22 protein-coding genes, 1 tRNA gene and 1 pseudogene are annotated in these 24,355 nt (G+C 37.1%); 2 read left to right on the top strand and 22 right to left on the bottom strand.

The genetic code is table 11. The features are described 5' to 3' along the window. Positions 1-372: 372 nt before the first annotated feature. From JKA74_RS06915 to JKA74_RS06830, 18 genes and pseudogenes are all read right to left on the bottom strand, one after another. Positions 373-456, bottom strand: a tRNA-Leu gene (locus JKA74_RS06915). 144 nt (positions 457-600) lie between these two features. Continuing rightward, positions 601-1,230, bottom strand: coding sequence for a response regulator transcription factor (locus JKA74_RS06910; protein WP_201430429.1), 630 nt, complete (start codon positions 1,228-1,230; stop codon positions 601-603). After that, positions 1,231-1,986 carry a sensor histidine kinase gene (locus JKA74_RS06905; protein ID WP_201430428.1) on the bottom strand — a complete coding sequence of 252 codons (756 nt, stop codon included), beginning with the start codon at positions 1,984-1,986 and terminating at the stop codon, positions 1,231-1,233. 126 nt (positions 1,987-2,112) lie between these two features. Continuing rightward, positions 2,113-2,787 (bottom strand): hypothetical protein, encoded by a 675-nt coding sequence (locus JKA74_RS06900; protein WP_201430427.1) that lies wholly within the window; start codon positions 2,785-2,787, stop codon positions 2,113-2,115. Between the two features lie 188 nt (positions 2,788-2,975). Then, complete coding sequence (locus tag JKA74_RS06895; RefSeq protein WP_201430426.1) at positions 2,976-3,410, bottom strand: hypothetical protein; 435 nt, start codon at positions 3,408-3,410, stop codon at positions 2,976-2,978. A 118-nt stretch (positions 3,411-3,528) separates the two neighbouring features. After that, positions 3,529-5,412, bottom strand: coding sequence for an ABC-F family ATP-binding cassette domain-containing protein (locus JKA74_RS06890; RefSeq protein ID WP_201430425.1), 1,884 nt, complete (start codon positions 5,410-5,412; stop codon positions 3,529-3,531). Between the two features lie 421 nt (positions 5,413-5,833). Continuing rightward, positions 5,834-7,741, bottom strand: coding sequence for a RecQ family ATP-dependent DNA helicase (locus tag JKA74_RS06885; RefSeq protein WP_201430424.1), 1,908 nt, complete (start codon positions 7,739-7,741; stop codon positions 5,834-5,836). A gap of 8 nt (positions 7,742-7,749) precedes the next feature. Further along, the gene (locus tag JKA74_RS06880) at positions 7,750-8,079 is read right to left on the bottom strand and encodes a helix-turn-helix domain-containing protein (RefSeq protein ID WP_201430423.1); all 330 of its coding nucleotides are present in this window, start codon (positions 8,077-8,079) and stop codon (positions 7,750-7,752) included. Then, the gene (locus tag JKA74_RS06875; protein WP_236587581.1) at positions 8,066-8,419 is read right to left on the bottom strand and encodes a type II toxin-antitoxin system RelE/ParE family toxin; all 354 of its coding nucleotides are present in this window, start codon (positions 8,417-8,419) and stop codon (positions 8,066-8,068) included. Before JKA74_RS06875 ends, JKA74_RS06880 begins: the two co-directional genes overlap by 14 nt. A gap of 42 nt (positions 8,420-8,461) precedes the next feature. Continuing rightward, the gene (locus JKA74_RS06870) at positions 8,462-9,235 is read right to left on the bottom strand and encodes an enoyl-CoA hydratase/isomerase family protein (protein WP_201430422.1); all 774 of its coding nucleotides are present in this window, start codon (positions 9,233-9,235) and stop codon (positions 8,462-8,464) included. A gap of 2 nt (positions 9,236-9,237) precedes the next feature. Further along, on the bottom strand, positions 9,238-11,355 hold the full coding sequence (locus tag JKA74_RS06865) for a ComEC/Rec2 family competence protein (protein WP_201430421.1): 2,118 nt from the start codon (positions 11,353-11,355) through the stop codon (positions 9,238-9,240). A 103-nt stretch (positions 11,356-11,458) separates the two neighbouring features. After that, entirely contained in the window at positions 11,459-11,851 is a 393-nt protein-coding gene (locus JKA74_RS06860; RefSeq protein ID WP_201430420.1) for a MerC domain-containing protein, read from the bottom strand. A 394-nt stretch (positions 11,852-12,245) separates the two neighbouring features. Further along, entirely contained in the window at positions 12,246-12,788 is a 543-nt protein-coding gene (locus JKA74_RS06855) for an RBBP9/YdeN family alpha/beta hydrolase (protein WP_201430419.1), read from the bottom strand. A gap of 34 nt (positions 12,789-12,822) precedes the next feature. Continuing rightward, positions 12,823-13,121, bottom strand: a pseudogene (locus JKA74_RS06850) (HigA family addiction module antitoxin). A 172-nt stretch (positions 13,122-13,293) separates the two neighbouring features. Beyond that, the gene (locus JKA74_RS06845; RefSeq protein ID WP_201430418.1) at positions 13,294-14,109 is read right to left on the bottom strand and encodes a hypothetical protein; all 816 of its coding nucleotides are present in this window, start codon (positions 14,107-14,109) and stop codon (positions 13,294-13,296) included. Positions 14,110-14,889: 780 nt separating this feature from the next. Continuing rightward, the gene (locus tag JKA74_RS06840) at positions 14,890-15,741 is read right to left on the bottom strand and encodes a tetratricopeptide repeat protein (RefSeq protein WP_201430417.1); all 852 of its coding nucleotides are present in this window, start codon (positions 15,739-15,741) and stop codon (positions 14,890-14,892) included. A gap of 617 nt (positions 15,742-16,358) precedes the next feature. Then, positions 16,359-16,796: a GNAT family N-acetyltransferase gene (locus JKA74_RS06835; protein WP_201430416.1), complete on the bottom strand. Its 438-nt coding sequence runs from the start codon at positions 16,794-16,796 to the stop codon at positions 16,359-16,361. Beyond that, the gene (locus tag JKA74_RS06830) at positions 16,793-17,761 is read right to left on the bottom strand and encodes a PhoH family protein (RefSeq protein ID WP_201430415.1); all 969 of its coding nucleotides are present in this window, start codon (positions 17,759-17,761) and stop codon (positions 16,793-16,795) included. The genes JKA74_RS06835 and JKA74_RS06830 overlap by 4 nt, the downstream gene beginning before the upstream one ends. A 92-nt stretch (positions 17,762-17,853) precedes the next feature. Between JKA74_RS06830 and JKA74_RS06825 the strand changes: the two genes are divergently transcribed. Continuing rightward, entirely contained in the window at positions 17,854-18,633 is a 780-nt protein-coding gene (locus JKA74_RS06825; RefSeq protein ID WP_201430414.1) for an SAM hydrolase/SAM-dependent halogenase family protein, read from the top strand. A gap of 58 nt (positions 18,634-18,691) precedes the next feature. On the opposite strand, the gene JKA74_RS06820 is transcribed toward JKA74_RS06825, so the two are convergent. The 4 genes from JKA74_RS06820 to JKA74_RS06805 form a co-directional block, all read right to left on the bottom strand. Further along, on the bottom strand, positions 18,692-19,519 hold the full coding sequence (locus JKA74_RS06820) for an alpha/beta hydrolase (RefSeq protein WP_201430413.1): 828 nt from the start codon (positions 19,517-19,519) through the stop codon (positions 18,692-18,694). An 87-nt stretch (positions 19,520-19,606) separates the two neighbouring features. Further along, a complete protein-coding gene (locus tag JKA74_RS06815) occupies positions 19,607-20,338 on the bottom strand; it encodes an MIP/aquaporin family protein (protein ID WP_201430412.1) in 732 nt (243 codons plus the stop codon). A 4-nt stretch (positions 20,339-20,342) separates the two neighbouring features. Next, positions 20,343-21,842 carry a glycerol kinase GlpK gene (gene glpK / locus JKA74_RS06810; protein ID WP_201430411.1) on the bottom strand — a complete coding sequence of 500 codons (1,500 nt, stop codon included), beginning with the start codon at positions 21,840-21,842 and terminating at the stop codon, positions 20,343-20,345. 26 nt (positions 21,843-21,868) lie between these two features. After that, positions 21,869-23,434: a glycerol-3-phosphate dehydrogenase/oxidase gene (locus JKA74_RS06805; RefSeq protein ID WP_201430410.1), complete on the bottom strand. Its 1,566-nt coding sequence runs from the start codon at positions 23,432-23,434 to the stop codon at positions 21,869-21,871. Positions 23,435-23,567: 133 nt separating this feature from the next. Between JKA74_RS06805 and JKA74_RS06800 the strand changes: the two genes are divergently transcribed. Further along, on the top strand, positions 23,568-24,329 hold the full coding sequence (locus JKA74_RS06800; protein ID WP_201430409.1) for a DeoR/GlpR family DNA-binding transcription regulator: 762 nt from the start codon (positions 23,568-23,570) through the stop codon (positions 24,327-24,329). The last annotated feature ends 26 nt before the right edge of the window (positions 24,330-24,355 follow it).

The raw sequence follows: 24,355 nt of genomic DNA, 5'->3' as shown, positions 1-24,355 counted from the left end.
AATACTAACCGTTCATTATACCATGTATTGAATATTTGAGAGTCAGGGATTTATGTCGGGGCTTGTCTTTAAAAATATTTTCAAGTAGTGGAGTTGCTAATTCTGTTCAAACTGTGTCAGCTATACGGCTTCTATTTGACCTGAAGGAATGCCTTTGACTCTTTATCAATTCCCCTATCCGTAGAGTTCCGCAGGACTCTACGGATTTTCAATAATTGGAGAGTCTTTGACTCAGGCATTCTACATAGCCCATCAAAAAATAGGATCAAATACTCCTTCCCAGCCTTTCCGATTGATCCCAAATATTGCTTACTCCCCTTTCTGATACAAACAAAAAAGCCCTGAAAATCAAATGATTAACAGGGCTTCTAGTACCTTGGGCCGGAGTCGAACCGGCACGAGTGTTACCTCATTGGTGTTTGAGACCAACGCGTCTACCAATTCCGCCACCAAGGCATTTCCTCAACGGGTTGCAAATATAGATATTATTCTGAAAAAAATAAGGACTCTTTGAATTTTTAAAAATAAATTTTTCATCTTTTTCAAACTCCCCACATAACGCTTCAATGGAGGTTGGAATTTTAGATAAAATGGGATCCCTCACAAACCATTCTCTATAGCAAAGCGTACCAGGCCAATGGTGTTTTTCACTTCAAGTTTAAGGATAATATTTTTGCGGTGAGTAGTAACAGTAAGCACTGATAAATTCAGTTTATCCGCTATTTCCTGGTTAGTCAGTCCATCTTTAACTAAAACAACAATTTCAATTTCTCTCTTGGACAACTTATATTTCCTTATAAAATCATCAGGATAACGATCATTACTATCAGCTTGTCTTAGGATATGCTCGAAATGAAACTGGTAGCGGTTTTCTACCACTTCCTTAATAGTAAAAGCCAATTCATCCGGTTCCGCATCTTTTAGTACATAAGCATCCACTCCTATTTCCTCTGCTTGCTTTACTAGTTTTTCATCTGCATAGGTTGATAGAATGATCAATTTACAGAGTATCCCCTCTGCTTTAATATGCTTAATAGCTGTAAACCCATCCATCTGAGGCATATTCAGGTCAATTAAAGCTACATCTGTTGGGTTTCTCCTGAGGTGATTGATCAGTCCTTTACCATCATTAAAAACACCTTCCACGGAGAACTCGCGCTTCCTTCTTAAAAGATTTGCCAAACCTTCTGCGAAAAGGTTGTGATCGTCTGCCAGTACAATTTTTATCACTTAACTATCATTTTGTGGAAGTAAAATATCTATTTGCGTACCATTGCCCATACTGGATTTGATTGTCAGATCCACTCCTATAATCTTAGCCCTTTCTTGAATATTAACCAATCCTAAACCATTTTTAGCCTGACCCTGATCAAAACCTTTGCCATCATCTGCAATAAGCAAATGTTGATCCCGCTCTATTACAAATTTAATTTGTTTTGCCTCTGAATGCTTCAATGTATTATTGATGCATTCCTGAATGATCCTAAATAGAATAACTTTATTCTCATTGTTGGAAACAACAAACTCTCCTTGCTTCTCAAACAACACTTCAAAATGTCCAATATTTCGTATTTTTTGTACTTCTGCCTCAATAAAATTTTCCAAACTGACTTCAGCGGCCCAGTTAAGGTTCATCTTGTGCGACAAAGAACGTAAATCCTTGATAGCATTGGTCACCAGGTTTTTTGACTCTCTGATTTGATCTGCTTCAGGATTGCTTAAATTCAATTTAATGAGAGATAAAATCTGGCCAATATTATCATGAAGTTCCCTCCCTACGTATTCAAGGGTTTTTTCCTGCATCTCCATTTGAGCCTTCATGGTTTCCTCCTGATATTTTGCATTTAAAAAGGTCAGTTTTCTCTGATGCTCAAAGTATTTTCTTTGGTGGATAAAAAGAAATGCTATAATGAAGGTGACCAAAAGCAGTAAAATTACTGTTCCGGCACTCACCATAAATACATAATCCACTCCTGATTCAGCCATAATTACTCAAATAATTTCATCTATTGTTGAAGGACTTCTACTATAATACAATTACAATCTCAAATATAATGTAAAGGGAAGTATAATAAGAGGGAAAGAAGTATAATTGGTAGTCAACTTAAAAAGTTAATTCCTGACATGGGTAAGCTGCTTTTTCCTTTGCAAGAGAATAGCTATGGCAAAAAGAGAATAGGTCAGGTAATTAAGTAACAACAAAACTATCGTTATTTCCTGTGCACTTACCATATCAACCCTTATTAAAAAATTAAAAAAGCTATAATAGGTAAACGTGCCAGCATAGAACATTAATAACGCTATGGAAATATAAAAATGAGGATTATCAATTAATGGTTTTTCAGGAGAATCTAATAAAGCCTTAAAGTGTAATAGTGTGAGGATAATGATTATAATTGCCCCAAACTGAACTGAATAAGTATTTACTATATGAAAGCCCTGAAAAAAAAACAAATTCAGAAGATAAAAAACAATAACAGTAAAGAAGAGTATATTCTCAGCCAATGATGTCTTATTCTTCAATTGGCTGAAAATAATTTTAATAAAAATAGGCACTGAAATAAGTACCCATATATTATATACCCATGAATTATATTCTCCTAAATATCTTATATACAAAGCTGTCATCTCAATAAGAAATGTTAAAACCAGATAGACTCTAAGTAATAATATAGCTCTGTCAGATGATTTAACAACTAATGCAACTATAAAAGCAATGCATAAAATAGAATGATAGATAGCATTAGACAAATCCATCTTAAAAATGAAGAAAAAATAAACTTCCACAAGCAGTATTTTAATGTAGTGATAATTAAACTTCGATGAACTTAAATCAATAGATAATTTTATAAACGCAGAGGAATAGGAAATTATCCCCTGCGTTTTAAAGCATCATTATATGCAGTATATTATAATGAAGTATGCTTCTTCATTTTGAGTAATCTATTTAAACATTACCCTATGCTTTCTCTATTTTAACAATTAGGAGGACACATAGTACCAGTATCAAAAATATTATCCTCATCTTCAGTAGATTGAGTACTCACAGAGCCTTCAACTTCTTCCCGATTAGTTCCGATTAGCACTACACTTTGATGACCTTTTAAATCACCTTCGTAATTGACACCGAAATAAATTCGAATGCCATCCATATTTGGATTAGCTCGAAGCATTTCTTCAAAAACTTCTTTCTTAAACCAAACAGAACGAGTATCATCAATTTTGTAAGCTTCCTTAATCAAAGGTAAGCGCAATTTTTTGTACTCATTTATCATTTTGGTTGCTTGATCTTTACTGATAGGAGAGCCTCCACCAGGATTTTCTGAAAATGTAGAATCTGACATAATAATTATTTTAAGTGTTGTTTTTAAAACCACTTCTAAAATAGCTTTAAAAATCACTTTATCCAAGCAATACTCTTTCTAAAATAGAATAATTTCAATAAAACAGTGTAATAAAACAATACTTTAGTAAGGGTTAGCGATGAACGCTTCCAATAAAGGTACCAACCATTATTTCTAAAAAAAATCATGAATTTTCGGTAAGCTCAAGCCATCTCATTTCTTTCTCGTCCAGCTGGTCTGTCAATTCTTTCAACTCTTTGCCCCATTGAGCAAAATCATCTGCAGAACCATCTCCTTCGGCCAATTTTTCCTCCAGCTTATTCTTCCCTTTGGTTAATTGTGGAATTTCCTTCTCCAAATCCTCAATTTCCTTCTTTTCCTTGTAGCTGAGTTTTTGATTATTTTCTGTTTTTACCTTCGCAACGGGTTCAGCTGCTTTTTCAACTTTGGCAGGGGTTTGTTTTTTACCCAATTCCGATTCCCTTTTGCTTTCCCTGTATTCTGAATAATTACCATTAAACAGCTTAATTTGATTGTCCCCTTCAAACAAAAACAATTGCTCTGTTAAGCTATCCATGAAATACCTATCGTGGGATACTATTAGTAAACATCCCTGAAATCTATCCAGAAAGTCTTCCAAAATAGACAAAGTTTGTAGATCTAAATCATTGGTAGGCTCATCCAGTATTAAGAAGTTAGGATTTTTAATTAATACCAAAAGTAATTGCAATCTCCTCTTCTCTCCCCCGCTCAACTTATGTACAAAGTCATATTGCTGCTTGGGAGGAAATAAGAATTTATTTAAAAATTGAGAAGCCGAAATTTCAGTACCATCAGGTAATTTAAAATGCTCCGCAATTTCCAGTACTACATCTATTACTTTTTTATTAGGATCAAACTGAATCTCCTGCTGTTTGTAATAGCCAAAATGGGTATTTACCCCTCTGTCCAATGAACCCTCATCAGGCGTAATATTGCCTGTTAGAATATTCAGAAAAGTACTCTTACCCGTACCATTTTTACCTACTATACCAATTCTATCACCTTTTTTGAATACATAATTGAAATCCTCAAACAATACATCTCCATCGAATTGCTTTTTGATGTGCTTAAGCTCCAAAATTTTTCCACCCAATCGTTTTTGGGAGACTTGTAAATCTACCTGATCTCGACTTAAATTCTTAGTGGCTTTTTCTTTCAGTTCTCCAAAAGCTTCTACTCTATATTTGGCCTTGGTGCTACGAGCTTTGGGCATTCTTCGCATCCATTCCTGCTCCTTTTTCATTAGGTTTTTAGCCTTGTCCACTTCCATCTGCTCATTGGATTCGCGCTCCTCTTTCTTCACTAAAAACTCTTCATAATTCCCCTGGTATTTGAAGATGCTTTGTCGGTCAATTTCCAAAATACCGTTACATACCCTGTCCAGAAAATACCTATCGTGGGTAACCATCAACAAAGTAATATTCTGGGTAGATAAATATTTTTCCAGCCACTCAATCACATCAATATCCAAATGGTTGGTAGGCTCATCCAAAATCAGTAAATCAGGCTTAATTACAAGCTGTGCTGCCAGTGCCACACGCTTCTTTTGCCCACCGGACATAGTGCTTACAGGCTGCTCAAAATCTTCGATACCGAGCTGACCCAATATTTGCTCTACCTGACTTTCGTAATCCCAAAGCTGCAGCGATTCCATCCTTTCCATCAGATCCTGGAATTGGTTCTGTTGCTTCTCATTCATATCAGGATTGGCAGCCAAAGCCTCATATTGCCTGATGATCTGCAAAGATTCGTGCTCACTGCTAAAGATAGCTTGCATAGCATTGATCCCTTTGTCAAATTGTGGATTTTGTGAAAGAAAGCCAACAATGATGTCATTTCTAAAACTGAAATTACCGCTGTCAGGGGCCTCCTCTCCTGTAAGAATTTTCAATAGGGTTGATTTTCCGGAACCATTGATTCCCACAAGAGCCATTTTATCTCCCTGGGCAAGGCCAAATGATATATTTTTAAAAAGGACTCTGTCTCCAAAGCTTTTAGTAAGATTTTCTACTGACAAGTAATTCATGTGTATAGTTTATTTTTATCTACCACATGGAATTCCCATAAATCTATTCATCTCTCGGTTGGTATATTTAGAGATTCTATATTTATGCTCATTTCATGTGTATATAATTGTTTTTTAATCGTCACATGGAATTCAATAAATTTTATTCATCCTTGGTTGGTATATTAAGGATGAATAAAATTTATGTTCATTTCATAATGCAAAATTAGTGGGAATATTCAAGAAATAATGGAAAGCGGATAAAATATTAAACAAATACCATAATGTTGAAAAACTATTTGAGAGACAAAAATTATACACGTAAAATCAACTTCTACAAGTGTATTAGGAGTACTTTGGATAGTATAAAAGTTACAGAAATAGACCGTAGTTGTAAAATCCCTAATATGATAGTTGAGATGACTTAATAGTACCATAGTAGTTATAAAACCAAACTAACGAGTCCCGTTTTATCCATTTTTATGGTTCCCGCTTCATCCATCCCCCTTAAGGTATCAATTACTTTTTCTTCAGAATATTTATTGAGCATACCAGATAAGACCCTATAATTTAGAGGCTTCTGTTTTAATTTCTCCAGAATTTGTTGCTCCAAATCCTTAAAAGAAGGATGCTTCTTTTTCTTTTCTATACAAATATCACAAACCCCACATGGTTCATCTTTATGTTCTCCAAAATATTGTAAAAGAGATAAAGTGCGACAGTAGACTTCATTTTCCGCATAAGCCTGAACAGATTTCAATTTGTTCAGCTTGTTTTGCTTTCGCTCCTTTAACCGTTGTTCTTTTAAAGGCAGCTTATTGGCATCATGCCGTTGTTCCAAAAATGTCAGCTGTGGCTGCTCCGATTGGGGTGTATAATCCACTACTCCCTCTTTATCAAGATAGCTTAATTGTGTAAATACCTGTTTGGCATTCAGTTCGGCAATTTTCCCTATTTGATGTTCATTGATGAAAACCACTTGCTGGTAAAGTTCTCCCCCATAAATTCTCAATAAGGATTTGAGCAGTTTTTCAAATCTCTCATTGGCAATTTCATAGGAATAAAGTGCCTTATAGTCCAGATTGATATGCAAGCCCGATGGACGGTAAAAATGTTCATTAAGTTGAATAAAACCTTCCTGCTCCAAAATTTTCAAACCATGAAACACTTCAAATGCTTCCATTTTTGTTTGCTCACAAAAAGATTTGATATTGAATGGGTAGCTCTGCATTTCCCCGGAACCAATTGCTATTTTATAGTAGTTGGCCAAGGACTGATAAAGTTTCCTCAAATAGGGTATTTCCGGATGGGCCAAATGCAAGCGTTTTTCCATCTCCACAAAATCCTGAGGATGGTAAAGGGCTACGGCAAAAGCTTTTCTTTCATCCCTGCCTGCGCGTCCTGCTTCCTGATAGTAAGCCTCCAGATTATCCGGTACTTCCCAGTGAATAACTGTCCGCACATCCGCTTTGTCGATGCCCATCCCGAATGCATTGGTGGCCACCATAATCCGAACCTGTCCTTTTATCCATGCATCCTGCTTACTACTACGCTCCGTTTGAGAAATCCCAGCATGATAATAATCGGCACTAAAACCATTTTTTTGTAGAAGCACTGCCAGGTCCATGGTAGTCCGCCTTGTACGGGCATAGACTACAGAGGTACCAGGGATTTTGCTCAATATCTCAAACAACTTAGCCTCTTTATTCTCTACAACTCTGACAGAATAAGATAAATTATCCCTTGCAAAGCTCTTTTGAAATACTTTACCTTTTTTGAAATTGAGCTTTTCCTGAATATCTATTTTTACTTCCTCTGTGGCGGTTGCCGTAAGTGCCAGGCAGGTAACATCCGGATAAAGCTCACGAAACTCAGCAATTTGCAAATAAGGTGGCCGGAAATCATATCCCCACTGAGAGATGCAGTGCGCTTCATCTATGGCCAAAATTGAAATATTCATCTTCCTTGCCCTGGCCAGGAACAAATCTGTTTTTAAACGTTCTGGAGAAATATATAGAAATTTATAAGCTCCATGCGCTGCATTATCTAAAAGGATATCTATTTCCCTTGGAGTCATGCCGGAATATATAGCCGCAGCAGGAATCTGGCGTTTCTTCAATTGCTCTACCTGATCCTTCATCAAAGCTATCAGCGGGGAAATGACCAGGCAAATACCCTCTTTCATTAAGGCAGGCACCTGGAAACAAATAGATTTACCTCCTCCCGTGGGTAGTAGAGCCAAAGTATCATTCCCTTCTAATACAGACGATATAATATCTTCCTGCATACTGCGAAAGGCAGCATAACCCCAATACTTTTTAAGAATTTCTAATGCTGAGAAATTTAACATACGTTAGCTTATGAAAGATCTAATTGACGATCATCCATTTCAACATGAAAGCTTACTTTTGCATTGAGCGCTTTAAAAACTTTTAAAACAGTATCAAATCGGGCGTTCGTAAGGCTATTTTCAAGCTTAGAAATTTGTGCTTTTTTTACACCCACCAATTCTCCTAACTGCGATTGTGTGAGTTTTTTTTTCTTTCTGGCTTGTTTGATAGCTGATCCTAATAATTCAATACGCAATTCTTCTTCAAACTTATCTCTGCTTGATGAACCCTGTCTCCCTATATGCTTATCCAGCATTTCATCTAATGAAACTGTTTCAAATTTTTCATTTTCTTTCATCTTCTTTTTGATTAAAGTATCCCCTCTTTATTAATTCAGCTTTTTCAATTTCATTTTTGGGAGCTTTATTAGTTTTTTTATTAAAACCATGAGTTGCCAAAACAAAAGATTGGTATTCTTCTTTATCCCAAAATGCTAATATTCTGATGGAACTACCTTTATATAAAGTCCTGAATTCCCAGATACTGTCATTAAGTTTTTTAAAAACTGTCGCATCATTTACATACTGAGCTTTCTTTAAATTATAGAGTACTTTCTCTTTCGTTTTCTGATCTAATTTTTCAATAAATAATCTTGCCTCAGTTAGGATTTTAATTTCAAATTTTTTCTTCAATTCCATAACTCCAAAATCAATATAAAGGTTTCCTTATTAAGAAACAAATTACCAAACAGGCGTTTCTTTATTTAAGAAAGCTGCTATACCTTTTTTGCAATCTTCGGAAGCCCTTGCTTTTGCATTTTGCTCTGCTGCATATTGCAAACCTTCTTCTAAGCTCTTTTCCTGCACTTCCGCTATCATTTGCTTGGTAAAAGCCATGGATTGTCCTGAGTTTTGTGTGATCAGCTGCTGTGCAAATTTCTCAACATGGCTCACAAGCTCTTCTGCAGGAATAACTGCATTAACAAGTCCAAAATTTTGTGCTTGTTCAGCAGTATATAGCTGTCCGGAAAGCAACAATTCTTTGGCTTTGCCCTCCCCTATTTTTCTTAAAAGGAAGACTTTTACAATAGCCGGAATAAATCCAATCTTTACTTCTGTATAACCAAACTTGGCCTCGGGCACTGTAAATGAAAAATCGCAAACAGTTGCCAATCCACAACCGCCTGCCAAAGCATGTCCCTGCACCTGGGCAATCACTACTTTTGGATAGGTATAAATTTCGTAAAACAATTCTTTCAGATGATTGGAGTCCTCCAAATTCTCTTCATAAGTGTTATTCTGCAAACCTTGAATATAAGCTAAGTCCGCACCGGCACAAAAGGCTTTTCCTTCAGCACGTAATACAATTACCTTAGCATCATCATTGGTTTTTAACTCTCCAAAAGCTTGTTTTAGCTCAGCTACAAATTCGTAACTTAAAGCATTTCGTTTATCAGGTCTGTTTAAAGTGATGTATCCAATTCTGTCTTTGATTTCTATTTTTGTAAATTCCATGATCAAATTTTTAATTCAAAAGCTCCTTTTTCACTCACGACATAAAAGTCGATATTTTCCTCCTCAAAATTAGCTTTTAACTTTTGAATGGTGAAATAAGAATTAGATGCATCTATAATTATTAGTGCGGGCCTGAAGAATTGACGAATTTGTTCAGGCTTACGAACAGCATCATTGCTAAGGATCAGCAAATCTATGGGGAGTTCCTCTGCTAAGTGAATGCTGTCAGAAGCCTTAACATCCCAATAAGCTATTGTCTTATTCTGCCAAACAGAGAAACTAATCCCCTGCCACTTTTTAAAAATATTCAATTGGTTTTTGGGTTCGAATTTATCCGGATGAAAATCTGCAATACCTGCTTGTAACTGGCTGGGATATACATGAAATCGTAATTTATTTTTGTCTGCAGCCAATTCTTCAGATACCCACAAAAACTGGTCAAACCCGGATCTTACAGCCATAGCATTTGTATTACCCACATCATAAACAGTTAAATAATTGGTATTAGCATTTTCTATTTGTCGGGCAATCAATGAAACAGAAAAGCCTATGCTTAACATAAAAGCAGCTACCAGATAGCCGGATTTTCTTTCTGCTATGATGAGAGCCATGCATGCTATCATTAAGTATATGGCCCAGGCTTCAGCTGTAGTGATAAATATTCCATCAATTGTACTTTTGGGAAAAACATCCAATCCGAAGACCAGAAAATTTACTCCCTGGATAAAGTAATCGATCAGCGATCCCCACACTGTGGCCAAAGCAGGGAGAAAGGAAATAGATAGCAGCACCAATGTGCTATTGAGGATCACAAAGGCTGCCGGTATAACCACGAGGTTGGACAAGAAAAAGTAGGTAGGGAATTGATGGAAATACAACAATCCTAATGGAGCTGTGGCCAATTGGGCAGCAACAGAAACGCAGGTAATAGCCCATATTTTATCTGCAAGAACATACTTAAATTGTAATAATTTATAGAGCTTGGGTTGAAAAAAAACTATTCCCAGTACTGCCAGGTAGGAAAGCTGGAAACCCACCGAAAACAGTAAGTACGGATCGAAGGAAAGTAAAACAAAGGCAGATGCCGCCAAAGTATTATAAATATTGGTGCGCTTTCTGGCTGACTGTGCAATAATGATAAAACTAAACATCGTTGCTGCTCTCAGAACCGATGGAGATAAGCCGGTAATGAATGCATAGAACCATAAAACAAACAAGCTGACACAGGCAAAAAAGAATCTTCCATTTTTATGATATCGCCATTTCCTAAGCAAAGAAGCCACTATTAAAAAGATAATCCCTACATGTAAACCGCTAACAGCCAAAACATGCATGGCTCCGGCAGTGGCATAAGCATTCCTCAAATCATTGTCCAATTCATCCTTAACACCCAGAGTAAGAGCTTTGGTAATAGCCAGTGAGCGGGGATTTGTGATATATTTATCTAGTTGTTCCTCTAAAAATTGTCCGGTTTTGATAGAGGCGGCTATTATAGAATTTCCCTTGCTGCTATCAATTTTTATAAAATCAGATTGAGGAATATATTGCTGATGGTAAATCTGGTCAAATCCCAGGAAACGTTTGTAATTAAATTCCAGTGGATTTCTTGGAGGTTCCAGTTCCGACAACTTTCCTTTTACCAAAAGAACATCCCCATACTGTAACTTTTCAGAAATGCTATCTTTTTCAAGGTACAAAAGGACTTTTCCGGTTACCGGATACCACTGGCCTGCTATTTTCAGCCGGGAAACAGAAGCCTTAAACCCATAGGTTTTAGGAGTAGGTTTTCCTCTATTGATCAATTTTCCATCAAATGCTTCAATTTCCGTTTCATCAAAACTAAGTAAATGATTAGATGCATGTTTTTCAGCTTGCCAATAAGCATTCAGATAACCAAAGGCAAAACAAATTAAAAATGCCATCACGCTAAAGGAAATTGAGAGGGAAATCTTGAACTGGCTCCCTCTTAACAAGTGAACAGCAAAATAGGAAAAGGCAAGCAATATCAACAAGCAAAAAACAAAAGTGAAATATTCAGGAAGAAATACACCTGCAATAATGCCTATTGCCAAAAACAGTACAAACCTGATAAAAGCATACCTGTTCCATGATTGCCGCATAAGAACAATAATAAAAAATACTTATATATTAATAAAAGTTATTAAAAGAAAATCTTTATTATTCTCCTAAATTTTTAAATCACTTTTCACAATAAAACTTTTATTAACATGCGGTATTCTTTAGGCGAGTAATAAAGTACCAATTCAATCCGTGTGCAAATGCAACAAAGGCGGCTCCTAATGCGGTAAAAATAATCTCAGAATCTGACTCGCCCAAAAGCTGTCCCAGGCCTATCAACAAAAAACCAAGTCCCACCACTAATAATGGAGCAAAGTGATAATGATATTTATTATAGGCAGGAAAGAGTGACAACAAAGCCAAACCTAAACTAATTACAATCACCGAATATTCTACCCAGGGATTTGCCAAAAAGTGAAGGCCTGCCAAAGAAGTGAAACTCAGGAAGAAGGGTAGAAAAGCACAATGGATAGCGCATAATAAGGAGGTGGAAATTCCTAAAAAATCAAGCGGGACACTAAAAAATCTATTTTTCATCTTCTTCACACATCTGTTAACGCAATCTATTTGCAAACATAACAGTAAATAAAATAAACGCAACTATATTGCATTTAAAAATCATCTCAGACTATTCATTTTTTATCCCTTTTGGGAAAAACATCCATTTCAAAAATCAGTTTTTCTAATTTTGTCTGTTGTCAATGGAAATAAGCTTACGCCCATGATAGTGTCCTGCTGAAGGGCGCCTCATTAGCGTAAGCTTCCAGCACAACACGATCAACATTCCCTGCTTTAAAAACAAAGGTTTTGTGGAGGGAACAATAGTTCACTATTTAAGAAATTGGGTTTTAAGGTCTGATCAAAAACTAAATTAAAAAATTTGAGGAGCAACTGTTCAATTATTGATCTAACATAACATGATTTAATGCTGTTACCTTTTAATATGGTTTTTCTCCAACTCTTTCACCAACTTCAATCCTACATCCCATTTCCCAAAACCACTTTTGGATTCAATATGGCCCGCATTTTCCAATATCACTAATTTACTGCCCCAGTTATTAGCAAATTCTTTTGACCTGTCAAGCTCCGTAACATGGTCATTAATGCTTGCCACCACTATTGTTGGAAAAGGTTGAATATTTTTAGGAATAGGAACGAAACCATTTATGTATTTGGGATAATTTTTTCTTTCTGAGTCGCTAGGTGCCACCAATAATGCTCCTTTAATTTTATGCTGATATTTTTCAAACCATTTCAGAATGGCAATGCAACCAATAGAATGTCCAATCAATATTAAGTCTGGATGATTAAAATTAGAAAGCTCCTTTTCAATGGTATCAATCCAGGTTTCGCAGTCCGGTTCATCCCAGTTTTCCTGGTTCACCCTGAAAAATTCATCCGGCATCAATCTTTCAAAATGGCTTTGCCAATGATTAATATCTGAATTATGTAGACCTGGAATATTTACTTTCATATTTTGAATATACGAATATTTACCTCCACAACATTTAGGCCGCATTCGTATTGAGAGGTTGAATATTATTTAGTTCTTCTTCCTTGTTGATTTTCCCTTCTTCTATATCAAACTCATCCTGCAGACCCAACCAAAACTTGGCAGAGGTGCAAAATATTTGGACAACCTTAAAGCCGTGTCAGCGGTAATTTTTCTCCTTCCTTTGATGATTTCACTTATTCTTGTTTGCGGAATGAAAGTATCTTTAGAAAGCCGATAGGCAGAAACTTCCAGTGGTTTGAGAAATTCCTCCAGCAGCACCTCGCCCGGATGTATGTTTTTTAATTTTTCCATAATCGTATTTTTAATCATAATCAGTAATTTCTATATCAGTGGTTTTGCAATATGTTCGTTAAGGCAAGTTGTTGCCAACGCTTAATGTATGAATCTGTAGCTTTGGTTCGTGCGATGGCTTTGCACTGCTATGATTTCATACATAATGTTGGCATTTCGTTGTTTTTTTCTTTCAAGGTCCATAATCATAAATTGCAGTAAACCACTCTGCGCTCTGTCTCCAATTCCAATATTCCTCACAGTTCACAGAGTCAGTCTCAATTTGGTTTATCAATTCCACATAGTCGGTATCCTGACTTTCTGATTCGCCAAATAGAAGTTCATTTTCATAGCGAATTAAATTGTTGGCCGAAGAATACAAACCTATACTTTTTAAGTATTTGTGGTAATCAATGTTTGTTTTCTTTAGTGTCAAGGAATCACTTTCTTTAAGTTTTACCTCAAAATAAAGAAGTCTCGTAAGGGTAGGTTCCAATTTCCAATGCAATTTCTCGGGGTTTGTATCAGAATCATATGTACTCATGATGTCAGTTAATATTTGTAAAACAACGGATTCATTTTTGTCAGCTTTTCTACGATTCCAAAATTCTATGTAGTATTTGTCAAATCCAGTTGTATCGGAATAAGATTGGATAAGGTTTTGTACTATTTGATTTATAGACTTATTTGCCCAAGAGGTTTCTGCCCAGTGGTCAGTAAATAATGGCTTATTAAATTCTTCTTCGGAAATGAATCTTTTAAGGCCAATTTGCTTTAATGAAGAATAAACTATTTTTAGGCTTTCAGACTTTCTAACCCATAAATTTTTAGAATAAGCTCCAAACTGACGGAAATCAACGATTGCCTCTAAATAGTTAAAATTCGATTGTCTTTTAATATCTACAAGAAAGTCATATTGTTTTTCAGGCAATCCTTTTCTACATGTCTCTTTGTATGAGGTACATCCGACTAAAAGTCCGATTACGATATATGTAAAAAGTCTCTCCATAATGAATGTCAACATGTGGATATGTGCACCTCAAGGTACACATACTTACAATATATTTTTAAGTAACCCACAACAAGCGATTGTAAAAGCTTACCAACATTTACACACAGCTTTAAGCCGGTTACTGTATTCAAAGTGTTGAACATAAACGATTGCCTTATCTAATCCTAATATTTCATCGAATAGCACAGCAAAATACCTATAAGTAGGTAGTAGTTTAGGTGTTAAATGATGGGGAGGGTTGAAAAAGGGGTTTCTTTTCTGGTTTTTCAGCTAGTTGAAGCCATAATCCCCCTGCCCCTCCCGATGCTATTGAAAGAAAAGGGGAGAGTTCCAATACTAAGATAAAAAGTCTGCGGGGAATGCAAATGTCTGACATTGAATGAAGCACTGCGCTAGCTTTAGCTGTAAAGTTCAATCTTAATTCCTGATTAGCTAATTCAGTAAAGGTTAGTGTCCGACATTGGTAATAAAACCATCGGAGAATACTTGGTGGTTTTTGTTAGGAAGCAGGATTCCTGGTCAGCAAGTCAGACAGGTTTTAGTAGGGAAAGGCTCGCATCTCTGGCTTCTTTGAAATACCGAATTGAATAGCGTTTTTATTGTATCCAGCGAGCAATGTCAGGCACTTTGAAAACGTCCGACATCCCATAGGAGCACTCTGCCAGCATAATTCCCTGGCCAACCTTTCAGGTACTCAACAAGTCTGACCTCTTTGAGGTACCGACTTGGGGACTTCATTCACGAATCCTGTCATGGCTTGTTATAAAAAGGTTTTCTTTAATGCCACCTCATTTGATAGGGGTAGCGTTCATATATTGCATTATCTTCATTTATAGTAAAGCCTTTTCTTCCATTTATTTCAGCAATTTTATATAACTTCTCAGCCTCTTCAGTTTTCCCTAATTTGCTTAAGCACTTAGCTTTATAGACTTGTACATCAGAAAAATCCGGATAAAATGCCAGGGCCTGGTCGAACATTTCAATAGCTCCCGTATAATTTCTTTGTTCATATCTGCTTATGCCATAGTAAAATAAATCCAAATGATGGAGCCAGTCTTCGCCTTTTTCTATGAGCTGCCATGCATGGTCTTTCTCAAAAATTTGTTCTGCTTTCTCAAATTCATTCAATTGCAGGTAAGACAATGCGATGTAAAAATCATAAGTATGATCCATCACAAAGCTATTTCCGTATTTCTTTTTACAATCTTCAAAATCTATAATTGCAGCCTTGTAGGTTTTAGCAAATACACATTTTATAAATGCCCGGTAGTCCTGATAACGCCTGGGATCATATTTAACCGCCTGATCGATAAACTCCATCCCCACTTCATATTTACCTTGTTTAAATAAAGGCATAGCCTTTTGCTGCCATAAATAGGAAATGGTGCTGTCTTTTTCCAAACCTCTGTTGATCGCTTCCTGATATTCTCTTGAATATAGATCATGGCGCCAAGCGTCATTCTTCAAATGTTCGTCTATAATTGCCTTTTGTTCTTCCGTATAAATTTGAAATTCTGTCGATTGATGTTCTTGATTTTCAGTTAAATTTTCTGAAGAAACCTCCTTTTGTTCACAGGCTGAAGTTACGAATAAAAAGCTTATTAATAGAGTTAGGATGTGGGTTCTCATTCTTTTATTAGGTTTTTGTTCAATAGTTTTGTGTGGGTAAGATAGTGTTTTCGGAGCAATTCACTATCCATTAAAAGCAATTTTACTACTCAAATGTCTGACATTCTTATAAGCCCTAAGCCGATGTAGGCACGTTGAAAACGTCAGACATCTTAGAAGAACACCTAGCCAGCATAATTCCTTGGCCAACCTTTCAGGTACTAAACAAGTCTGACCTCTCTGAGGTGCCGACTTGGAGGTTGCTTTATTTAATTACGATTTGATGTCAATACTAGAGCCATTGCTGTACGGTTGTCTTCGGTCTGACTATCGTCTGACCTAGGCAGGATCCAGGTGTAGCAGAAAAATAGTAAAACTGTGTGAATCTTTTTATTAATAAATTTCATGTTGAAAACATGAAATTTAAAATATCCAAATTTTAGCTATTAGGTTTATATAAATGCCTAGGCAAAACCTGTCTTAATCATTTGAAAATCAATTATTTAATATTATCGTCATTATTCATCCACGAATAAAGAATGCCAAATTTTTGGATTGTGACCCGAATTGGTTAGGACGGAATGTAGAGACGCAATGCATTGCGTCTCTACATTCCGTCCAGATCAAATAGAAATCCTCTACAAATTCATCTCCATCTGATAATGCATAATATTACATTCCTCAAATTGCTCGCCCACTTTTTCAAAGCCAAAGCGGGAATACAATGACACCGCCTGCAACTGTGCATGCATATACATTTTTTTGCCCTTTGATTCAGGGTGAGCACGAATGTTATCTAATACTGCTTTGACCAAAACCTGCCCTACTCCTTTTCCCCTGGCAGATTTCAGTACGGCAAAACGCTCCAACTTGATACCCTTATCAGTAAATCTCCAACGAGCAGTGCCACAAGGATTGTCTTCCTCATCTTTGGCAATAAAATGGAAGGAAGTTTCTTCAAATTGATCATACTCTTCTTCAGGAGCTACTTTTTGTTCTTTTACGAACACTTCTTCCCTTATGGAAAAGATTTGCTTCAGCTCCTCAGGGGATTCAACGGTTTTTACTGTAATCATTTATCTTCGGCTTCCGAGGCATCATGCTTATCGTATGCCTCAATTATTTGTCTAACTAATTTATGTCGGACTACATCTTCACCAGTCAGGTGGATAATGCTAATCCCTTCAATGTTCTTTAGTATTCTGGTAGATTCAATCAAACCTGATTTTTGCTTTTTAGGTAAATCCACCTGACTCATATCTCCAGTGATGATGGCTTTTGAATTAGGGCCCATGCGCGTCAGAAACATTTTAATTTGCATGGGAGTTGTATTTTGTGCTTCATCCAATAAGATAAATGCATTATGCAAAGTTCTACCACGCATATAAGCCAATGGAGCAATTTCAATTACCCTGTTCTCCTGGTAATACTTCAATTTCTCTGATGGCACCATATCCTCCAGTGCATCATAAATAGGCCGCAAATAAGGATCTATTTTCTCTTTCAAATCACCGGGAAGGAAACCTAAATTCTCACCTGCCTCAACAGCCGGTCGGGTAATAATTATTTTTCTTACTTCTTTGTTTTTAAGAGCTCTAACCGCCATGGCCACGGAAATATAGGTTTTACCTGTTCCTGCTGGACCTATTGCAAAAACCAAATCATTTTTATAAACACTTTGTACCAGTTTAATTTGATTGGGCGTTTTGGCCTTAATAGCATATCCTTTGGTGCCAAATACCAACGTTTCTTCGGCATCTATCTGAAGTTTTCTTTTGGATTCGGACTGCTCTTCGCTAAGGTAAGACTTGATACTTTCTTCAGTCACTTTCCCATATTTATGGTAATGGCCAACCAGTGACTGAACTATTTGATTAATACGAATAATTTCTGGCGAACTGCCTTGTATTCTTATTTCGTTGCCCCGGGAGATAATTTTTGACTTAGGAAAGGCAGAAGACAATTCATTGATATTACGATTTTCCACTCCTAAAAAATCAACCAAGGACACATTTTCTAAGGTAATTACTTTTTCTACCAAATGCTTTTTTTGTTTAAGGTTTTAAAATGAGTTAGTACTAAATTTTATGTAGTTTTGTTTTAAACAAATTTAATAATAATTCTACTGTTTGTATGCCTTTGATTACTTTTCTATCGGATTTCGGCTGGCAAGACCACTATGTTGCTTCCGTGAAGGCCAAAATATTGACCGAAAACCCTGAAATCCAAATCATTGACATCTCTCATAAGATCAAAAAGTTCGATATCATTCATGGAGCGCAGGTATTAAAATCAGTTTATCAGGACTTTCCTGAAGGAACCATTCATATAGCAGCTGTCAACATGCGTACAGTGGCAAATGAAAGTATGATAGCCATTAAACTCAATAATCAAATCATCTTAGGGAGTAATAACGGTATGCTGGGTTTGCTGGATGAAAAATCACCGGATGAAATTATCAAAATAAAGGAAGAAGAACCCTTTAGTAATTTTCCTGCAAAGGACACTTTGGCTGTTGCAGCTTTGAAACTTCAGAACAAAAAACCCATTGCGCAATTAGGTGAAGCAATGAGCCAGGAAGATTTTGTACGTTACTTGCCGCAAAGGGTAAAAGCCACAAGGGAAATCATTCAGGGGCATGTAGTACATGTGGATGATTACGGCAACCTCATCACCAACATAGGCAAGAAAGACTTTGACATCCTAAGCAAAGGGAAAAGTGTACAAGTGAAATTCCGGAATTACGTGCTTTCTAAAGTACTCAGTTACTACCACGAAACCAGCGGAGGCGAGGCCTTTGCGTTATTCAACGACCAAAGCGTACTTGAAATCGGGATCAAAGAAGGAAATGCTGCTGAGCTTTTGGGAATGGAATATGGAAGTATGGTAAGTATCAAATTCTCTGACTATTAAGAGAGATAATGTATCCTTCCCTTCTTTACGTACAATTTATCACTCTTCAGAAGCATTTTTATTTATCCTTTAACCACTTCCCTATATCTTCCATTAATTGGTGAAAAGCGTTATCATTATGGATTTCATGTTTATTACCTTCGTAACTATGCCAGCTAAATAAATCATTTCTGGCAGACAACTCCTGAGTAGTAGCTGCATCAGTCACTTTATCCGCTGAACCATGCGCCAGAAAAATAGGATGATGGAATTTATCTGCTTTTGAAAGAATATTCTCACCGCCCTTTGTAATCACTTTAAACATTTTTGCTGAGATTTTATTATGATTCAACGGATCCCTGGCATATTTTTCTACCTCTTCAGGTATGGAGGAAATCTCATTTACATCAAGCCCATTACTTTGCGTGAGAGTGGGAATAATATCGGCCATTATATTTCCTACAACAGTTTTCCATTTCGGAGGCTCAAAAGCCAATTTAATCCAGGGGGAAGTGACAATTCCTGCATTGATTTCACTGGATTGATCCTTCAATAAATAATTCAATATAATATTTCCTCCCATACTGTGACCATATAAATAAAGCCTGGCATCAATATGATTACACCTAATTTGACGAACAAAATACTCTACATCAAGTACCAACTGTTCCATTGAAGGTGCATGGCCTCTTTTTCCGTCTGACTTCCCGTGCCCTCGTAAAGTCAACACTGCACTACTATATCCCTCTTTCCCAAAATATTCAGCCACATGCTGATAGCGAACGGCATGATCTCCAAGTCCGTGAATAATTAAAAGTATTTTCTCCGGCTCCTCCTGGTAAAGGTAGTTTTGTACCTCTAATGAAAGATTATCTGAAGTTTTAAAAGATGAAATGCTAGCTTGCATAAATATATATTTTGATTTTGTACGTAAAGAGCTAATGCAGAAACTTAGCATTCACTTTTCCTGAAATAAATTAATATTATTTTTGACTTACTTAAGCAGTAGATAAACCCCTGCTGCTAAGGCTGCCCCAACAATTGGCCCTAAAACAGGCACCCAACTATAAGCCCAGTCACTACTCCCTTTTCCTTTAATAGGTAAAAGCTGATGCACAATTCTGGGTCCTAAATCACGCGCAGGATTAATGGCATAGCCTGTGGTGCCTCCTAAAGACAGACCAATTACCCAAACCAAAATAGCGACCGGTAAAGCGCCTAATGAACCGAGTCCTATTGGTGTATCCGTTTCACCTAATAAAGCTGCCTGGGTGGAATAAAGAATCACAATTATTAAAACAAAGGTTCCTACTACTTCGGAAGTGAAATTAGAAGCATAATTCCTAATAGCCGGAGCAGTACCAAATGGCGCAAAAATCAAACCCGTATCTCGGGTTTTCGCAAAATGATCTTTATAAATAAGCCAGGAGATAAATGCACCGAAGGCTGCCCCTAAAATTTGTGCAGGGATATAAATCCACAAAAGTTCCCAGGCAAAATCACCAGTTAAGGCTAAAGCCAAACTTACTGCCGGATTAATATGTGCCCCGCTATAAGGCCCTGCAACCACTACCGCAATAAAAACACCAAAAGCCCAGCCTGCAGTAATTACTATCCAGCCACCCTGACTTCCTTTGGTTCCGGGCAACACCACATTGGCTACCACACCAGATCCCATTAATATCAATAAAAATGTACCTAAAAACTCCGCTATAAATAAGTTCATAATTTTACGATTCCAACCATTCCTGACTTCTGCTCACTGCTTTGTGCCAAAAATGCAAATTTTTCTCCACTTCTTCTTCACTATTTTTAGGTTCGTAGGATTGATCAATTTCCCAAAGAGATTCCAAAGCTTTCATATCAGGCCAATAGCCCACAGCCAAACCGGCTAAAAAAGCCGCGCCTAAAGCAGTAGTTTCAGTAATTTTAGGTCTTTTAATAGTACATCTAACTAAATCTGACTGAAATTGCATTAGGAAATTATTTTCTGAGGCGCCACCATCTACCCGCATCTCCAAAGTTTTTTCTCCTGCATCTTTTTCCATGGCTTTCAGTACGTCATTTACCTGAAAGGCTATGGCTTCTAAAGCAGCCCGCGCCATATGTGCTTTTCCAGTACCTCTGGTAAGCCCGAAAAATGCTCCCCTGGCATCCTGATCCCAATAGGGAGCACCCAAACCTGTTAGAGCCGGGACAAAATACACCCCTTCATTGCTTTCTATTGAGGTAGCCAGTTTCTCTGATTCGCTGGCATGACGGAAGAGCTCCAGACCATCGCGTAGCCATTGAATAGCTGCACCACCAATGAACACACTGCCTTCAAGGGCGTATTGCACTTTATCGCCTATTTGCCAGGCGATTGTAGTCAAAAGTTTATTGTTTGATTTTACAGGTTTGTCTCCTGTATTCATTACTAAAAAACAGCCGGTTCCGTAAGTAGTTTTTGCCATACCGGGCTGTGTACACAATTGTCCGAAAAGTGCAGCTTGCTGATCTCCCGCAATTCCTGCAATAGGTATTTTATGAGAAAATATATCTCCCGCTGTGGTACAATATTGCTCACTACTCGCTTTTACCTCAGGTAAAATGGAAGCCGGGATGTCAAATATCTCGAGCAATTCCTTATCCCATTTTTTATCATGGATGTTAAAAAGCATGGTACGGCTGGCATTTGTAATATCGGTCATATGATGTTTGCCACTGGTGAGCTTCCAAACCAGCCAGCTATCAACAGTACCGAAACATATCTCCCCCTTCTCCGCTTTTTCCCTGGCTCCCGGCACATTGTCCAGAATCCATTTTATTTTAGTACCGGAAAAATAAGCATCAATAATCAACCCTGTTTTATCATTGATTTTTTCTGATAACCCTCTCTTTTTTAATTCATTACAAAAAGATGCCGTACGTCTGTCCTGCCATACAATGGCTTTATGAATAGGCTCTCCTGTTTTCCTATCCCACAAAATAGTAGTTTCACGTTGATTGGTGATTCCAATAGCAGCAATTTGAGAGGGTATAATATTAGCTTTCGTAATAGCTTCAGTTGCAACTGAGGCCTGCGAAGTCCAGATTTCCTTTGCATCATGTTCCACCCATCCTGATTGAGGGAAAAACTGTTGGAATTCTTTTTGAGCAACTGATACTATTTCAGCTTTTTTGTTAAAGACAATAGCCCTGGAACTGGTTGTACCTTGATCTAAAGCTAAAATATATTGAGGTTTACTCATAATTCTCTGTGGTTTAATGTCAAATATTACTCTTTAATAATATATCGCTGGGCTAATTTATTAAAATCTGCCAATTGCTTGTCAATCCACAACTGATCTTTCTCTAATTCTTTTGCCATTATTTCTGCAACTACGGGTGCCATTTGAGCTGCCGCCCTTGCATCGAGGAATAGTATTCTGATCCTTCTTGCAAGCACGTCTTCCACTTTCATAGCCATTTCGTTTCTTACAGCCCATACTACTTCTGCTTTTGTATAAGGATAACTGGGATGAAGCCTCTCAGACATTTCAATACTTTCTTTCCAAAGCTTATCTATCTCCCCTAAATCCGATCCATAAATACTTAAATAGCTTTTGGCCTTTTCAGTAGAATAAGCATATATTTTTTGTGTGGCAGATTGGCTTTCTTTTAATGGCTCACCAGTAACTTTACTGAAAAAAGCAACAGTATCCTCCCCCATTTTCCTAAAAGTAGTCCATTTACCGCCTGTTAAAGTAACCAGCTTGCTAGTTGAAATAAGTACTTTATGACTTCTGGAAATCTCTTTCGTCTTTTCGCCCTCATCATCCGGTGCCGCCAAAGGCCGTAAGCCTGCATATACTGATAATATATCCTTGCGTGTAGGGGCTTTTGTTAAATAAGCCGCAGCTGTATCCAATACAAAATCAATTTCTCTTTCCAATGCAGCTGGTTCCAGTTTAGGCTTTTTTCTTAAAGTATCGGTGGTTCCCACTACCAGTTTATCATGCCATGGTACCGCAAATAAAACGCGCCCATCACTGGTTTTCGGAATCATCAAAGCATCATTTTTTGACATGAATGAACTATCCAACACTAAATGGATTCCCTGACTGGGCTGAATCATCTTTCTGGCTTCAGGATTGTCCATCTTCAATATTTTATCAGCAAAAACACCTGTGGCATTTACTACCATTTTTGCATTTATCTTAAAAGCTTTTTTAGAAAGCTGATCAGTTGCATGTACACCATTTACCTGGCCTGATGCGTCTTTATTCAGGTGAGCTACTTTCACATAATTCAACATCACCCCTCCCATGGCTTCACAAGTCTGAGCAACATTAAGGGCCAATCGGGCATCATCAAACTGGCCATCATGGTAAACTACACCACCCTTGAGTTTATCTTGCCTTAGTGTTGGAAGTCGTTTAATGGTTTCTTCTTTGGAAATAAACTTTGATCTCCCTAAACGTAACTTGCCAGCCATCACATCATATAACTTTAGGCCAATTGTATATTTTAAACGATCAAAGAAAGTATAAATAGGAATAATAAAAGGCTGATCATGTGCTAAGTGAGGTGCATTTTTCAGTAGTCGGCCTCTTTCCTTCAATGCTTCCAAAACTAAAATTATGTTTCCCTGAGCCAAATAGCGCACTCCCCCATGTACCAATTTAGTACTCCTGCTGCTAGTTCCTTTCGCAAAATCAGCTTTCTCTAAAAGAATTACTTTTAATCCTCTGGATAAGGCATCCAATGCCACACCCAAGCCAGACGAGCCCCCACCTATGACAGCAATGTCCCAGAGAACATTTTTTTCAGCAGCTTTCTTTAGATTGTCTTTCCTATTCATTTCGCATCGTTTGAATCAAAAGTATAACAAAAGGAAACAAAATGAAAGTATTTATTGATTTTTAAATAATTTTATACTTTCTTTTTACTTCTAATTGTTGCTTTTTCTTTTCATTTGATTAGTTTTGAATATCATGACTATAGCTGAAAGACATAAATACATACTAGATCAATTGAATAAAGCAGGTTTTGTAAGCGTGACAGACCTGAGCGACAACCTTGAAGTCACCAAGGTAACTATTCGAAAAGACCTCAAGCTACTGGAAGATAAAGGCTTGCTCTTTAGGTCCCATGGAAGTGCCACCTTAGTTTCTCCTTACGTAAACGATAAACCTGTATATGAAAAGGAATGGTTTAATGTAGAAGAAAAAAAATTGATCGCAAAGGCTGCCGCAGGCCTTATAAAAGATCAGGATGCCATCATCATTGGGTCTGGAACAACAGTGAGCGCTTTTGCACAGGCCATTCCAAAAAATGCGAGGCTTACAGTTTTGACCTCTGCAATGAACGTTACCATGGCATTAATGGACTCAAGGGAAATCGAGATAGTGCAGTTAGGAGGCGTAGTAAGAAAAAGCAGTTCATCAGTAGTAGGCCATTATGCAGAAGAAATGATGGAGAGTTTTGCCTGTAGTAAGCTTTTTTTAAGTGTAGACGGCATTAGCCTGGAGCATGGATTTACTACCTCAAATATGATGGAAGCCCATCTAAATGCCAAAATGATTAGATCAGTTCAAAAAACTATTGTTTTAGCCGATTCCAGTAAATTTGGTAAAAAAGGATTTGGTAAAATTTGTGATCTGGAAGATGTGGATCAAATTATCACCAATAAGGATTTACCTCAAAAATTTCTGAATGCCCTGGAAGAAAAAGGAATAGAAATCACTTTAGTTTAAAATATTAAAAGCAAATCATCCTTAAT

This window comes from Marivirga aurantiaca (assembly GCF_016679925.1).
Lineage (GTDB): Bacteria > Bacteroidota > Bacteroidia > Cytophagales > Cyclobacteriaceae > Marivirga > Marivirga aurantiaca.
The sequence above is the reverse complement of the archived record's forward strand: the minus strand, read 5'-3'. Positions and strand labels throughout refer to the sequence as shown.